The sequence below is a fragment of the Fundidesulfovibrio magnetotacticus genome, from assembly GCF_013019105.1.
Lineage (GTDB): Bacteria > Desulfobacterota > Desulfovibrionia > Desulfovibrionales > Desulfovibrionaceae > Fundidesulfovibrio > Fundidesulfovibrio magnetotacticus.
The window spans coordinates 1-15,056 of the sequence record NZ_BLTE01000014.1; the positions used below are offsets into that span (position 1 = coordinate 1).

Here is a 15,056-nt window from a genome sequence, read left to right on the forward strand (position 1 = left end):
CCGGAAAGTCTTCCGGGAACAGGGCCTTTGCCTTGCCCGCCACGCCCTCGGCTTCATCCAGCTTGTCTTGCGACAGCAGGACGTTCGTCAGGCCAATCCAGCCATTTGTCTTGTCGGGATATCTATCGATGATGATCCTGAAGATTCTTTCGGCGTAGCAGTGCATTCCTTTGCGGTGCAGCGTGTGCGCGAATCTTTCCAATACAGAATACTCGCCTGGAAACAGTATGATTGCCTCGCCCGCAACCATCTCCGCGTCGCTGATCTTGTCTTGCGACAAAAGAACGTTCGTCAGGCCAACCCAAGCTTGCGCCTTGTCTGGAAACCTGTCGATGATGCTTTCGTAAGACTTTTGGGCTTCACGGTGCATGCCCTTGCGAAACTGCACGTCAGCCACTCTTTCAAGGATGGAGAACTCCTTGTGGAACAAGGTCATAGCATCATTAGCGACGCTCTCGGCGTCCATGATTTTGCCTTGCAACAGCAAAGTATTTATCAGGCCGATCCAGGCATGAATCCTGTCGCGAAATTTTGAGATGATTGCTTTGTAATTTTGTTCGGCATCAAAGTATTTTTCTCTGCGCAATTGTACATGTGCGAGTCTTTCGGCTATCGAGTAATTTTGAGGAAATATCCTGGTTGCTTCCGTTGCAAGCGTCTCTGCTTCGTAAAGCTTGCAATGTAGCAGGAGGTTGTTGATCTGGTCGTAAATTTGCTTCGCATCGTTCATGGCGATCAGTTCTCCAGATGATACACTTCTTAACTGCGTCCATGTTGTGGGGAAAGTCAAGTCGGCATGCCCTGTGGTTTAGCGCCCAGGCCGCCACGGCAGAATGTGACATGGCCAGGGCTTCGGTCCGGGATGTAATGTGGGCGGGTAAAGGAAAAGGGCCGACGGATCACTCCGTCGGCCCTTGGCTCCTTGGTTGCGGGGGTGGGATTTGAACCCACGATCTTCGGGTTATGAGCCCGATGAGCTACCGGTCTGCTCCACCCCGCGTCGGGAAGACAGTATTTATGCTCGTTGCGGCGTGCTGTCAACGATTAATTGAAAGAACGCGAAAAAACTCAGCCGCAGCACTTCTTGTGCTTCTTGCCGCTGCCGCAGGGGCAGGGGTCGTTGCGGCCCACTTTGGGCCCGGCGGCCTTCACGGGCTCCCGGTTGGACTTCACTTTGCCGTCCACGTAGCCCCAGCGGCCCTCGCGGCGGCGGAAGCGCGCGCGCTCGCGCAGTTCCTGCTCCTCGCCGTCCATCAGGAAGCGGGCCACGAACTCCACCTCGCCTTCCTCGTCGCCCTCCTGGCCGCCCTTGGTGGAAAGCACCGTCAGGCCCTGCCAGTCGGCCTTTTCGGACCACTCGCGCGTGCCCTGTTCGTCGAAGGTGGCGTGCCATTTGGGGTCCAGGGAGCGCTTCAGGTGCGCCAGGTCGCCCAGAGCGTAGGCCGTGTAGCGCGAGCGCATGAGCGCCTCGGCCGTGGGCGCGGCCATCTCGCCCGATACGATGGGGCCGCAGCACTCGGCCAGGTCGCGGCCGGAGCCGCAGGGACAGGACTTCTCGTCGGTCATGGGTTCACCATCCGGTCAAATAACGTTCTACGGGTGCGTATTCATCGGTAAGGACCAGCGCGCCGGAGAGGTCCGGCGGCGGGATCCGGCGGTCCAGGCGTCCGGCCATCGCGGGATCGGCGCTGGTCCAATCCCTGGGGGCGTCGGTCTTGAAGCAGACCAGCAGGAGGTTCTGCGGGGCATCCTCCGCGCCGCCGCTCCAGGTTCGGACCGCGTGGACCTGCGGGAAGGCCTGGGAGTATGTGGCCGCGAAGGATTTGTAAAGCCTTGCGCGCGGCCCCTGGAGCGCGCCGATGGTGTTCACGATGAGCACCCCGTCGTCCGCCAGGGCCAGGGCCAGGCGGCGCACGGTCTCCACCGTGGCCAGGTGGAAGGGGATGGAGGCCGCGGAGTTGAACACGTCCACCACGATCACGTCGTAGCGTTGCGTGTTGGCGTTGAGGAAGGTCCGGGCGTCCTCGTGGCGGATGGTCAGGCGCGGGTCATCTGGCAGGAAGAAGTGCGCGCGGGCCAGGGCCGTGATGCCGGGGTCGAGCTCCACCACGTCCACGTCGGCGGCCGGGTGGCTGCGCAGCACGTACTTGGGGAAGGCGTAGGCCCCGCCGCCCAGCACCAGCACGCGGCGCATGCCCGGGGCGAAGTGCGAGGCCAATGGCAGGAACCGCGTGTAGTTGAGGGCCAGGGCCTCGGGCTCGTCGGGGTAGACGCCCCCCTGCACGCCCTCGGGGCCGGTGCTCAGGGCCACGATGGTCCGGCCGGTGGTGTAGTCGCGCGAGGGGTAGACCATGGCGCGCTGGTAGGGGGTGTCCACGTCCACCACGCCCTTTGCGGTCAGGGCGGCGGTCTGGGAGGCGCTGAAGAGGTAGAGCCCCACGCAGGCCAGGGCGGCCAGGGCCTTCAGGGGCCAGCGCCCGGCGTGGCACAGGGCCGAGGCCCCGGCCAGCACGGCGGCCGTCAGGAAGAGGATGGCCGAGCTGCCGAAGTAGGCGATGAGGAAGAAGCCCCCCGCGAAGACCCCCACGATGGAACCCGCCGTGGAGAGGGCGTAAAGCCGTCCCACGGTGCGCCCGGCCGTGGCCGTGTCCGTGAGCCGGATGCGCGCGGCGAAGGGGGCGATCATGCCCAGCAGCGTGGACGCCGGGCCGAAGAGGCAGGCCACCGCCAGGAGCGACGAGGCGTGCAGCCCCGTGCCCGAGGCGCGGATCATCTCCACCACGAAGGTGTTGGAGAAGCCGATGGCCGCCGTGCAGGCGGCGGCGGCCAGGATCACGCCCGAGAGGGCCTTGCGCGAGGGGTTGCGGTCGGCCAGGCGCCCGCCCCACCAGTAGCCCAGGGACAGGGCCGCCAGGATGACCCCGATGACGCTGGTCCAGACCACCGTGGACGTGCCCAGGTAAGGAGCCAGGATGCGCGTGGCGGCCAACTCGATGACCATGACCACCGCGCCGCAGAGGAAGACGACGATCTCCAGCATGGGGGCTCCTTGCGCTCAGCCGGGCTTGCGGCCCAGGACCGCGCGGTCCAGTCCGGCGAGGTCCTTGAGGACGCGCACCTGGGTGAAGCCGTGTTCCGGGGCCTCGAAGAGGTCCTTGACGGCCTGGCCCTGCTTCCAGCCGATCTCGGCCAGCAGCGCGCCCCCGGCGGCCAGGCGGTCCCTGGCGGCGGCGAGCACCGCAGGGTAGGCCTCCAACCCGGTGGGGCCGGGGGTGAGGGCCTGGCGGGGCTCGAAGCGGGCCACCTCGGGCGAGAGCTCCGCGTATTCCTCCCGGCTTACGTAGGGCGGGTTGGAGACCACCAGCTGATACCCGCCGGGCGCTTCCGGGAGCCCGGAGAAGTCGGCCTCCACGAATTCCGTGCGGTCTTCCACGCCGTGGCGCAGGGCGTTGGCGCGGGCCACGGCGAGGGCCTCGGGGCTCGAATCCAGGGCGGTGACGCGCGCCAGGGGCAGATGGAAGGCCAGGCACACGGCCAGGCAGCCCGAGCCGCAGCCCAGGTCCGCCGCATGCAGGGGGGCGTCTTTGGGAAAGAGTCCCAGGGCCGTCTCCACGATCAGCTCGGTCTCGGGCCGGGGCACCAGCACTCCGGGGCCCACCTGGAAGGTCAGGCTGTAGAATTCGCGCTCGCCCAGGATATAGGCCGTGGGCTCTCCCCGGCCGCGCCGGGCCACCAGGGGGCGCAGGGCGTCCAGTTCGGGATGGGACAGGGGCCGGTCCAGGTCGAGGATGAGGGCCATGCGGTCGATGCCCAGGCCCTTGGCCAGCACGAGCTGGGCCGAGAGGCGGGGCGAGTCCACGGCCTTTTCGGAAAAGTAGGCCTCGGTCTTCTGGAGGATTTCCCGGATGGTGGGCTGTCGGGACATGGGACGATGATGCTACCTGCGCCGGGCGGCGATGCCAAGCGCTATTCGCGCGTCCGCGCCGCGCCGGGCTGGCCGACGCGGCCCAGGCAGCGGACAAGGGTGGCGTAGAGGGTCTCGGGAAGCACCGGCTTGGTGAGGTAGCCGTCCATGCCCGCCTCCAGGCAGCGTTCGCGGTCGCCGGCCATGGCGTGGGCGGTGAGGGCCACGAGCACCGGGCGCGTGCCGTCCTGGCGTTGCCGGATGGCCCGGGCCAGCTCGTAGCCGTCCATGACGGGCATCTGCACGTCCAGGAGCACGGCGGCAAAGGATTCGTTTTCCAGCCGTTCCAGGGCCTGGCTGCCGTTCTCCGCGACGGACGGGACCATGCCCGCCATGCGCAGGAGTTCGGAGGTGAGTTCGCGGTTGAGGGCGTTGTCGTCCACCACGAGGATCTTCACGCCGCGCAGGGTGGAGTGGTCGCCGCGCGGCAGGGCGTCGTGCAGGGCGCTGTCGCGGTCCACGCCCAGGGTGGCCCGGAAAGTGAAAGTGCTGCCCCGGTCGGGTTCGGTGTCCACGGCAACGTCACCCCCCATCATGTCGGCCAGGCGGCGCACGATGGAGAGGCCCAGCCCCGTGCCGCCGAAGCGGCGCGAGGTGGAGCTGTCGGCCTGCTCGAAGGGGTTGAAGATGCGCGCGGCCTGCTCGAGGGTCATGCCGATGCCGGTGTCGCGCACGGTGAACACGGCCTCCACGGCGTCGGGGGTGACGCGCCCGGCGCTGACGCTCAAGGACACCTCCCCGTGCTCGGTGAACTTGAGGGCGTTGCCCACCAGATTGATGAGCACCTGCTCCAGGCGCAGGCTGTCTCCCACCAGGGCGCCCGGCATGTCGGGGGCTTTCTGGATGGTGAAGTGCAGACGCTTTTCCTCGGCCTTGTCCGTGAAGATGTCGCGCACGGAGTCCAGCACGGAGGAGAGCCGGAAGGGGGCCGGCACCAGTTCCAGCTTGCCGGCCTCGATCTTGGAGAGGTCGAGCAGGTCGTTGATCAGGCCCTGGAGCATGCGCCCGGCGGTGGTGACCTTTTCGAGGTTGACGCGCAGCTCGGGCGGCGGGTTCTGGTGCAGGGAGATGTCCGTGAGGCCCAGGATGGCGTTGAGGGGCGAGCGGATCTCGTGGCTGACGTTGGCCAGGAAGTCGCTCTTGGCCTGGTTGGAGGCCTCGGCGCGCTCCCTGGCCTCGATGAGTTCGGTTTCCAGGCGCTTGCGTTCGGAGATGTCTGCGAAGATCCACAGAACGCTGGGCTCGTTGAACACCTCGATGAGCGCCGCGGAGCACAGGGCGGGCAGGGGGGCGCCGGGCCCCTGGCGGTGGTGCAGGGCGATTTCGCGGTTGAGCACCACCCGCCGGGCATTCAGATCATCCAGGATGGCCTTGCGATCGGCCAGGTTCGCCCACAGGCCCAGCTCCAGGCCCGGGACGCCCATGACCTCCTGGGCGTCGTGCCCGGTGAGGGCGCAGAAGGCCCGGTTCACCTGGATGACGCGCCCGCCGCGCAGGGAGGAGATGGCCACGGCCACGGGGCTGTACTGGAAGATGGCCTGGAAGCTTTGCTGGCTGTCGCGCAGGTCTTTTTCGGCGCGCACGCGTTCCTCGATCTCGTGGCGCAGCGAGGCCACCTGGCGCGAGACGGTCTCTTCGAGCTCCGCGCGCCGGGCCTTGAGCGCGGCCAGCCGCCACGTGTAGAGGCCCCAGAGCGCGGCTGCGGCCGCCGCCAGGCAGAGGGTCTTGAACCAGACCGTGCGCCACACAGGCGGCGTGACAACAAGCGAAACCGAAAGGACGGGCCCCCAGAGCCCTTCGTCGTTGGCCGAGCGGGCCTGGAAGGTGTAACGGCCGGGATCGAGGTTGGTGTAGGTGGCGTGGTTGGCCGTCTGGCCTTCCACCCAGTCTGTGTCGAAGCCTTCGAGGCGGTAGGCGAAGTGATTTTTCTGGGGGTTGGCGAAGTCCAGCGAGGCAAATTCGAAGGAGACGCTCAGGTCGCCGGGAGAGAGGGTCACCACGGGCTCGGCCGCCGGGACATCCAGCGGGCGGGGGTGGTTGTTCACCTTGAGCCCCGAGAGGGCCGTCCGGGGAGCGTGGGTGTTGGGTTCCACAAGGGAGGGATCGAATTCGTTGACGCCCGAGAAGCCGCCGAAAACCATGTTCGCCCCGGCGCCTTTGTGGAAGGCGTTCATATAGTATTCGAGCCCCGCCAGGCCGTCGCCCCTGGCGTAGTTCCGGATGGCCCCGGTCTCGGGGTCGAGCCGGGAGATGCCCTTGAAGGTGCTCATCCAGACGCGGCCCTGGGCGTCCAGCGCCAGGCCCTGGATGCCGTCGTCGGTGAGTCCGTCGCGCTCAGACCAGCGCCTGCACTCGCCGGTGGCGGGATCGAAGAGGTTGAGCCCGCCGTCGGTGCCCACCCAGAGCTTGCCAGTGGGGGCTTCCACGATGGGGGTGACGCGGTCGTTGGAGAGACTTTTGGGGTCGCGCGGGTCGTTGCGCCAGTGGCGGAAGACGCCTGTGTGCGGGTCGAAGCGGTTGATGCCGCCGTTGGTGCCGATCCAGAGCGCGCCGTCGCGCGTCTGGATGATGTGGCGCACGCGGTCGTGGCTGATGGAGTCGGGGTTGGCGGGGTCGTTCTGGTAGCGGGTCACCTTGCCCGTGTCGGGGTCGATGCGGTTGAGCCCGCCCTTGCTGGTGCCGGCCCAGACGATGCCCGAGTGGTCCTCGAAGAGCCACCAGATCTTGTCCTGCGAGAGGGTGTTCGGGTCGTCGCGGTCGCTTCGCAGGTGGGTGAAGGTGTTGGTGGAGCGGTCGAGGATGCTGATGCCCTTTTCCACCGTGCCCACCCAGATGCGCCCCCGGGAGTCTTCCATGATGCAGTTGATCATGTCGTCTCCAAGGCTGGTGGGGTCGGCCGGGTTGTTGCGCCAGGCCTTGTCCAGACGCCGCGAGGCGTCCAGGCGGACCATGCCCTCGTAGCGCAGGCCGATCCAGAGGCCGCCTTCGCGGTCGAGGCGCACCGCGCCCACCTCCTTGCCGGGGAGGCCTCCGGGCTCGCCCGGGGTCTGGCGGTAGACCGCGAACCAGCGCGACCCGGGGATGAGCTTGCTCACGCCCGCCGAGTAGGTGCCGAACCAGAGGATGCCCGACTCGTCTTCCAGGATGGAGATCACGTCGCTCTGGCTGACGGAGTCCGGCACGTAGGGGTTGTGGGGGAAGAATTCGAAGGACCTGGCCCCGTCCTGCTCCACGAGCCTGCCCACGCCCGCGCTGGTGGCGGCCCAGAGCATGCCGCGGCGGTCGCGCAGGATGCGGAAGACCCCCACGGAGGGGATGTAACGTTCCAGGGTGCGCTCGGCAGTGTCCAGGCGCAGGATGCCCACGCCGTCGGTGGCTATCCAGAGCACGGAACCGCCGTCGGGGTGGAGCGCGTTGATCTGGGCCTCGGAGAGCAGCCTTGTCAGCTCCGGCCATTCGGGAGCCTCCAAAACGCCGCGCTTGCCGTCAAGGAGCAGGAGCGCCTTGCGCGAAGCGGCCCAGACCTGTCCCGAGGCGTCCTGGGCGATGGCCACGATGTCGGCGTCTTTGGACGCCGCCGCCTCGGCCTGCCCGATGCGCCGGAAGCGGCCCGTGGTCCGGTCCATTTCGGCCAGGCCGCCCCCCGTGCCGACGCGCAGGATGCCGGAGGCGTCTTCGTGGATGGCGTGCACCTCGTTGCTGGGGATGCTCGCCGGGTTGTCCGGGTTGTGGGAATGGACTTCGAAACGCCCCGTGGTCCTGTCGCGGTGCAGCAGGCCCGCGCTGCGTGTGCCGGCCCAGAGGTCGCCTTTGGCGTCCACGGCCAGGGAGCGGATGTTGGCGTCGGGCAGAATGTCGGAGGAGAAGATGGTGAAGGAACGGCCGTCGAAGCGGTTCAGGCCGGAGTAGGTGCCGATCCAGAGGAAGCCCTCGCGGTCCTGCGCCATGCACACGGCGGAGGATTGGGAAAGGCCCTCGTCCACGCCGAAGCTCTGGAAGCGCGGCTGGAAACGGGGGGCCGCCAGGGCGGAGCAGGGCGCTTGCGCCGCCATGAAGAACAGGACGAACAACGTCGCCAGGGTCTGTGGGAGGCCCGGTCGGAGCGAGGGCCGTCCGTCGGGGCGGATCATGCTGGACTGCGACAAGAAAATCCCCGTGGTGTTCAGTAAGGAACTGAATCAGAAACATAATCAGGAATTATGCCAGGAGTAAAGGACCTTCCGGGGTGTTCCGGGGGGCGTTTCGTGGGGCGTTCTGTCCAAATCTCGGGACTTCCGACGGTACGACGTGCAATCTGCGGGTCCCCGTTGACATCGGGGCGTGCATGGATCAATTCAGATAATCCAGGCGTTCATCAAGCATTCAAGGCGGCCTTTCATGCGATTTGACCCCAGCAGCCTCTCGGTGGCCATCCTTTCGGGCGACGTGCGCCACGCCGCCCTGGACAAGAACACCCTGCTGCGCATGAGGTTTCAGGATGTCCGGGCCTTCCAGTCGCTCCAGCAGTCGCAGGGCCACCTGGAGTCGGGCAACGCAAGCATCGCGCTCATCGACTCCGCCCTGGCCGACATGGACGGCATCGCCTGCCTGCGCCAACTGGCCAAGGGCAGGCGTACCTCCGTGAAGGCCCTGGTGATGGTCACCAGCGAGAGCCAGCAGGAATACGTGATGGACGCCGTCTCCGCCGGATGCTCGGGCTATGTGATCCGTCCGTATTCCCTGGAGACCATGGAGAAACACATCCGCGCCGCCTGGAACTCGCTCTCGCCCGGAGAGATCGAGGAGGAGATGCTTCAGAGCGCCCAGGACGCGCTGCGTCGCCAGGACTTCGACGCCGCCATCAGCGAATTCGAGGAAATGGTCTCCGAGGAGAACGAGGCCCTCAAGTATTTCAACCTGGGCATGGACTACCTCCGGGAGAAGAAATACGGCAAGGCCATCCTCTCCTTCAACAAGGCCGTGGCCCTCAACGAACTCTACGCCGAGGCCCATCGGGGGCTGGCCTACGCCCACAAGGGCAAAGGCGACGATTCGGCCTACCAGGAGCATCTGCGCCGCGCCGCCGACCTCTTCGCGCTGCAGGACAAGCTCGCGGAACTCAAGGAAGTGTTCGTGGAGATTCTGCGCGACGACCCGGAAGCCGTGAACCCCTACAACACCCTGGGGGTGAAGCTCAGGCGCTCCGGGGACTACCTGGGCGCGCTCCATGCCTACAATCAGGCCCTCTCCGTCACTCCGGAGGACGAAAACCTCCACTACAACATCGCCAAAGCCCACATCTACGCGGGAGACACCGACCGCGCCCTGGATCACCTGCGCCAGGCCCTGGTCCTGAAGCCGGACTTCTCGGAAGCGGGCCAGCTGGCTCGCCGACTCGAACACGGCGAGTCCGCCGGGGCAGACCCCAAAGACGCGACTCCGGCCAGGGCAAGCGCCGGAGGGCTCCTCCTCGACTGATGGAGCACGCCGCCGCCAAACTCCACGGCATCTTCTCCCAGGAGACCGCCGTGACCCTCGGCACGGGCGCCACCCGGCGCAAAACCGTCACCAGGACCTACTGGTTCGCCCGGGAAGTCCAGAACGGCAAGGTGGAGATGCGCAGCCTCGACGTGGATTTCCAGCTCCAGGGCACGCTCCTCCTGCTGGACCGCGAAGATGTGCTCACCGGCTACATGCCCGAGGCCCAAACCACCTACCAGTACCTGAGCCGCCCCCTGATGCAGGGCGACGCCTACCGCGAGGTCGGCAATCACCCCGGGGCCGTGCGCGAATACGAGAAGGTGCGCCGCATCGACGAAGCCAACGTCCGCGCGGCCTTCGGCCTGGGCATCTCGCTGCTGGCCCTGGGGCTCACGGACAAGGCCGTGCACGTCTTCGACAACCTCCTGGAACTCGACGAGGCCTTCGAAGACGAACACAAGCACCTCTTCAACGAACTGGGCATCGCGCTGCGCAAGCGCGGCCTTCTGGACCAGACCCTGCGCTACTACTTCCGCGCCCAGGAGATGACCTTCCTGGACGAAAACCTCCAATTCAACATCGCCAGGGCCTACCTCGAAAAAAACGATCTGGACAACGCCCTGAAACATCTGCTCAATGCCCTGGACATCAACAGCTTCTTCGGAGAGGGGCTTCAGTTCGCCCGGTACATCCTGGACAGAGGGCTCCTGAACGAGGACGACAAGCGCCGCCGCCAGCTTCACCAGACGCTGCGCGCGGCAGGATATCTGGAGTGAGCGCCCCGGAATTACGCATGCCGGAGGGCGCGGGGAGGGTGTATGCCCCTGCAGGATGACGCGCCCAGGGCGCTTGGCGTCTACGCACGCAGCGTGGAGAGCGAGATCGGCACCGGCGCCACCGCCGGAACCCGCGAAACCGTCACCTGGTGGTACGCGCGTCTGGCGTCGCCCGGCCGGGTGGAACTGCAGCCCCTCACCAGCGCGGGGCTGCCCTCGGGCATCGTCTCGCGCATGGCCCTGGCCGAATTCCTGAAAGTCCACCGCCCGGAGCCCTTCTACTACCGGGAGAACCCCTCCCAGGCCCTGGACGCCCTCTGCCAGGCGCTCCTCGATCCGCGGGGCGGCGGGCTCCCCGCCCTGGGCGCGCGGGAGCGCAAGACGCTCGCGGCCTTCGTGGGGGCCGAGCCCCCTGCCGGGGAGGACCCGGAATACATGGCCCAGGCCCGCCAGACCCTGGAGACTCTGCGCTGCACCGCCCCGGACGCCCTGGAGGAACACCGCGCGAGCCTCAACCATTTCGCCGTGAGTCTGCGCAAGGAAGGCCATTTCAACGAGTCCATCGGCTTCTACGAGAAGGCCGTGGAGCTTGAAGGCAACGACGAGAACGTCTTCTTCAACCTGGCCCGGGTGCACTACGACAAGGGCGACCGGGACGCCTGCCGCGAGGCCCTGGAGCGCGCCCTGTCCATCAATCCGGGCTTCATGGAGGCCATCCGCTTCCTGCGCTTCCTCTCCGGGAAGAAGCTCGCCTAGTCCGGGGCCGGGAGCGCCGGGGCGCGCGCCATTCCCTTGCGCCCGCGAACGTGCTAGGAAATCGTCGCCGCCGCGCCCCGCGCGGGCCATCCCGGCGGCCAAGGCCAGACATGATCCAGCTGCTCCCACGCGTCTTCGCCCTCGCGGCGCTCATCACGTGCCTGGCCGTCCAGGCGGCGTGGGCCGCTCCCAGGCAGCGCGTGCTCCTGCTGCACTCCTACCACCAGGGACTCAACTGGACCGACGGCGTGGACGCGGGCATCCGCTCCGTGCTGGCGGGGCTGCCCGGGGTGGAACTCTACACCGAATACCTGGACGCCAAGCGCCTGCACGCCCCCGAGGACGCTCCGGCCCTGGCCGGTCGCCTCCAGGCCAAGTACGCCCGCGTGCCCATGGACGTGGTGGTGGCCTCCGACGACGACGCCTTTCAGTTCCTGCTGGGCTGGCGCGCCAAGGTGTTCCCCGGGGCGCGGGTGGTGTTCTGCGGGGTGAACTTCTTCGACGAGGCCATGCTGGGGGCCGAAAAGGACCACGTGACCGGCGTAGTGGAAGACTTCGACGTGCGCGGCACCCTGCGCGCGGCCCTTTCCATGCTGCCCTCCACCTACCGCGTGGTGGTGGTGAACGACCGCTCCAGCACGGGCCTGGCCAACGCCAAGGCCCTGGCCGAGGTGATGCCCGAGTTCGAGAAGAAGGTGGCCGTGGCCACTCTGGACGACCTGACCATGGACGAACTCCTGGATCGCGTGGAGGCCCTGTCCCAGGGCGACCTGATCCTGCTCATGACCTTCAACCGCGACCGCGCCGGGCGCACCTTCGATTACGACGAATCCATCGCCCTCATCGCCTCCCGGGCCAAGGCCCCCATGTTCGGCGTGTGGGATTTCTACCTGGGCCACGGCATCGTGGGCGGGCTGCTCACCAGCGGGTTCAACCAGGGCGAGGTGGCGGGGCGCATGGCCCAGCGCCTGCTCGCGGGCGAGAGCGTGGCCGACGTGCCCGTGCGCAAGCAAAGCCCCCACCGCTACATGTTCGACTACGCCCAGCTGCGCCGCTTCGCCATTCCCCTCTCGGCCCTGCCCGAGGGCAGCGAGGTGGTCAACCGCCCGGCCTCCTTCTACGACGAGCACCAGGGCAAGGTGCTTTCCGTGGCCGCCGCCTTCCTGGTGCTCCTGGGCATGGTCATGGCCCTGTGGGTGAACATCCAGGGCCGCAAGAAGACCGAAGCCAGCCTGCGGGAATCCGAGGAGAAGTTCGAGCGCATCTTCCGCCACAGCCCGGACTGGATCGCCATCCTGCGCCTGAACGGCGGCATCTACCTGGACGTGAACGAGGCCTTCGAGAAGGTCACGGGCTTTTCCCGGGCGGAAGTGCTGGGGCGCACCTCCATGGACATCGGCATCTACGCCAACCCAGACCAGCGCTACGAGCTCGACGACGAATTCCTGCGCACCGGCAGCACCCAGAACCAGGAGCTGCAATACCGCACCAAGTCCGGCGAGGTGATCACCGTCGAGCGCTCCGGCGAGCTGGTGGAGATCGGCGGGGAGCGCTGCATCGTCTCCATCGTGCGCGACATCACCCAGAAACGACAGGCGGAACAAGCCCTCCTGGAGTCCGAGAGGCAGAAGAAGCTGCGTACCGAGGCCGAGATCAAGATGCTCCAGGCCCAGATCAATCCGCATTTCCTCTTCAATGCCATCACGTCCATCATGCACTACATCCGCACCGACCCGGACACCGCATCCGACCTGCTGGTGAAGCTGGGCGACTTCTTCCGCAAGAACATCAAGCCCGGAGGCTCCAGCATCCCCCTGGCCAAGGAGCTGGAGCACTGCGAAGACTACCTCTCCATCGAGCGCGCCCGCTTCGAGGAGCGCCTGCGCGTCTCCTACGCCGTGGACCCCGCCGTGCTGGAGTGCCCCGTGCCGCCCCTTATCCTCCAGCCCCTGGTGGAGAACGCCCTGCGCCACGGGCTCATGCCCAAGGAGGAGGGCGGGGAGATCCGCATCGAGGCCGCCGCCGTGGAGGGCGGCGTGCGCATCTGCGTGCGCGACGACGGCGTGGGCATGGACCAGGCCGATGCCGAGCCGCTCCTGGCGGGCGACGTGTCCCGCGCCCGGCCCAAGGGCTCGGGCCTGGCCCTGGGCAACGTGCAGGCCCGGCTCGTGGGCATCCATGGCGTGGGCCACGGCCTGTGCATCGAAACGGCCCCGGGCAGGGGCTTCACCGTGTGCTTCACCATCCCGCGCCCATGAGCCTCACCGCGTTCATCATCGACGACGAGGGCCCCGTGCGCCGCGAGCTGCGCCACCAGCTGGGCCGCATCGAGGACGTGGCCGTGGTGGGCGACGCCGCCAGCGCCTCCGCCGCCATGCCCCAACTGCGCGCCCTCCAGCCCGACTTGGTGTTCCTGGACATCCAGATGCCCGGCGTCTCGGGCCTGGAGCTCACCTACCTTTTCGGCTCCATGCCCAAGAAGCCGCTCCTGGCCTTCGTCACGGCCTACGAGGAGCACGCCGTGGCGGCCTTCGAGCTGGAGGCCCTGGACTACATCCTCAAGCCCTTCACCCTGGACCGCCTGAAAAAGACCGTGGACCGCGCCCGGCGCGCCCTGCGCCTGGACGAGCCCCAAGGCGGCGCGTCCGCGCAGGCCCAGGCCCAGCCGCAGGACCCCCAGGCCCCCGAACGGCGCATCCCCCTCTACGACGGCGAGCGCATCGTGCCCACGCTGCCCAGGCATGTCTTCTCCGTCTCCAGCGAGGACGGGCGCATCACCGTGCACACCGTGCACGGCCGCTACACCGCCAAGGCCACCCTCTCCGAACTGGAGGAGCGCCTGGCCCCCCACGGCTTCTTCCGCGCCCACCGCAGCCATCTGGTGAACCTGGCCCACGTGGCCGAGATCATCCCCTGGACCGGCGGCAGCTACAAGCTCGTCCTGAGCGACCGCGAACGCTCCGAGATCGTGGTGAGCCGCTACAACGTCAAGGACCTCAAGGCCCACTTCGACATCTGAAGCGCCCCCGCGAACGACGCCCCCATGCCCTCACGCCTCCTCGCCGTCCTGCTGCCCGCGCTGCTGCTCTGGGCCGGAAACGCCCCGGCCTGCACCCTCTGGGCGCTCCAGGGGGCGGACGTGGCCGGGGGCGGGAGCATCCTGGTGAAAAACCGCGACTTCGCCCCGGACCACCCCACGCGCTTCGCGCTCCTCGCGCCGCGCGGGGGCTACCGCGTGGCGGCCATGCTCTCCGTAACGCCCGAGGGCCGCACCATGGTGGTGGGCGGGGTCAACGAGAAGGGGCTGGCCGTGGTCACGGCCACGGCGGGCACCATCCCCCGCTCCCTGCGGCTGGAGCGCATCCGCGAGGGAGGCCTCGTCGGCGCGGCCCGGACCCTCCTGTCGCGCTGCGCCTCCGTGGACGAGGTCTTCGCGGACAAGGAGACCCTGGCCCGCCTGGCCCCGGCCTTCGCGCTGGTGGCCGACGCGCGCCGTGTGGCCGTGCTGGAGTGCTCGGGCACGGGATATGCCCTGGAGCCCGTGCCTGCCGGGGCGTTCGCCGCGCACACGAACCACCCCGAGCTACCAGGCGGCCCGGAGGACCTGCGCCAACGCCCCGACGCTCCGGGCAGCGTTGCGCGCCTGGAGCGCATCCGCTCGCTGCTGGCCCAGGCCAGTCGGCCTCTGGTTCTGGATTCCGCCGCGTCCTTCTCCCGCGACTCGGTCGCCGGGCCGGACCAGTCCATCTTCCGCACGGGCTCCAAACCCTCCAGCCCGCGCACCCTGGGCATGCTGGCCGTCTGGCTGCCGCCGGGCGGCGCGGCCCCCGTGCTGCTGGCGCGCACCAGCAACCCCGGTGAGCCGGAGGAAGAACGCCGTCTGGTGCTGGACGAAGCCTTCTGGCGTTCCGCACCGGCCCCGGGCGGCTCGCAGCCGTTCCCGGGCTTCGGCGCGGTTCCGGCACACTGAGCGCGACCGCGCCGCCTTGCGCTCCCGGGGATCTCCCGCGCCGGTTGTTCACTTTGCCCGCACGCGCATCTCCCGACCGTCGGCCGTCTGGCCGCTGATGATCAGGCTGCCCGTCCGCCGTCCTCGCCAT

The 15,056-nt window shown here is 67.8% G+C and carries 11 protein-coding genes and 1 tRNA gene; 6 read left to right on the forward strand and 6 right to left on the reverse strand.

Annotation, left to right across the window (positions count from 1 at the left end; translation table 11 throughout):
• The 6 genes from NNJEOMEG_RS14465 to NNJEOMEG_RS14490 all read right to left on the reverse strand — a co-directional run.
• Window positions 1-730, reverse strand: a 730-nt coding sequence (locus NNJEOMEG_RS14465; protein WP_173085703.1) for a tetratricopeptide repeat protein, incomplete at its 3' end; no start/stop codon positions are given.
• Window positions 731-923: 193 nt separating this feature from the next.
• Window positions 924-1,000 (reverse strand) — tRNA-Met (locus tag NNJEOMEG_RS14470).
• 68 nt (window positions 1,001-1,068) lie between these two features.
• Entirely contained in the window at window positions 1,069-1,566 is a 498-nt protein-coding gene (locus tag NNJEOMEG_RS14475) for a YchJ family protein (RefSeq protein WP_173085705.1), read from the reverse strand.
• A 4-nt stretch (window positions 1,567-1,570) separates the two neighbouring features.
• A complete protein-coding gene (locus tag NNJEOMEG_RS14480) occupies window positions 1,571-3,040 on the reverse strand; it encodes a fused MFS/spermidine synthase (protein WP_173085707.1) in 1,470 nt (489 codons plus the stop codon).
• A 15-nt stretch (window positions 3,041-3,055) separates the two neighbouring features.
• The gene (gene prmC, locus NNJEOMEG_RS14485) at window positions 3,056-3,925 is read right to left on the reverse strand and encodes a peptide chain release factor N(5)-glutamine methyltransferase (RefSeq protein WP_173085709.1); all 870 of its coding nucleotides are present in this window, start codon (window positions 3,923-3,925) and stop codon (window positions 3,056-3,058) included.
• A gap of 41 nt (window positions 3,926-3,966) precedes the next feature.
• The gene (locus NNJEOMEG_RS14490) at window positions 3,967-8,094 is read right to left on the reverse strand and encodes a two-component regulator propeller domain-containing protein (RefSeq protein ID WP_173085711.1); all 4,128 of its coding nucleotides are present in this window, start codon (window positions 8,092-8,094) and stop codon (window positions 3,967-3,969) included.
• A 247-nt stretch (window positions 8,095-8,341) separates the two neighbouring features.
• Between NNJEOMEG_RS14490 and NNJEOMEG_RS14495 the strand changes: the two genes are divergently transcribed.
• The 6 genes from NNJEOMEG_RS14495 to NNJEOMEG_RS14520 all read left to right on the forward strand — a co-directional run bounded on the left by NNJEOMEG_RS14495 (window position 8,342) and on the right by NNJEOMEG_RS14520 (window position 14,926).
• Window positions 8,342-9,421, forward strand: coding sequence for a tetratricopeptide repeat protein (locus NNJEOMEG_RS14495; RefSeq protein WP_173085713.1), 1,080 nt, complete (start codon window positions 8,342-8,344; stop codon window positions 9,419-9,421).
• A complete protein-coding gene (locus NNJEOMEG_RS14500; RefSeq protein WP_173085715.1) occupies window positions 9,421-10,200 on the forward strand; it encodes a tetratricopeptide repeat protein in 780 nt (259 codons plus the stop codon). The genes NNJEOMEG_RS14495 and NNJEOMEG_RS14500 overlap by 1 nt, the downstream gene beginning before the upstream one ends.
• A 42-nt stretch (window positions 10,201-10,242) precedes the next feature.
• Window positions 10,243-10,956: a tetratricopeptide repeat protein gene (locus NNJEOMEG_RS14505; protein ID WP_173085717.1), complete on the forward strand. Its 714-nt coding sequence runs from the start codon at window positions 10,243-10,245 to the stop codon at window positions 10,954-10,956.
• Between the two features lie 110 nt (window positions 10,957-11,066).
• A complete protein-coding gene (locus NNJEOMEG_RS14510) occupies window positions 11,067-13,214 on the forward strand; it encodes a histidine kinase (RefSeq protein WP_173085719.1) in 2,148 nt (715 codons plus the stop codon).
• Window positions 13,190-13,975 (forward strand): LytR/AlgR family response regulator transcription factor, encoded by a 786-nt coding sequence (locus NNJEOMEG_RS14515; RefSeq protein WP_217270569.1) that lies wholly within the window; start codon window positions 13,190-13,192, stop codon window positions 13,973-13,975. The genes NNJEOMEG_RS14510 and NNJEOMEG_RS14515 overlap by 25 nt, the downstream gene beginning before the upstream one ends.
• Before the next feature lie 24 nt (window positions 13,976-13,999).
• Window positions 14,000-14,926, forward strand: a complete 927-nt coding sequence (locus tag NNJEOMEG_RS14520) for a carcinine hydrolase/isopenicillin-N N-acyltransferase family protein (protein ID WP_173085721.1) — start codon at window positions 14,000-14,002, stop codon at window positions 14,924-14,926.
• The last annotated feature ends 130 nt before the right edge of the window (window positions 14,927-15,056 follow it).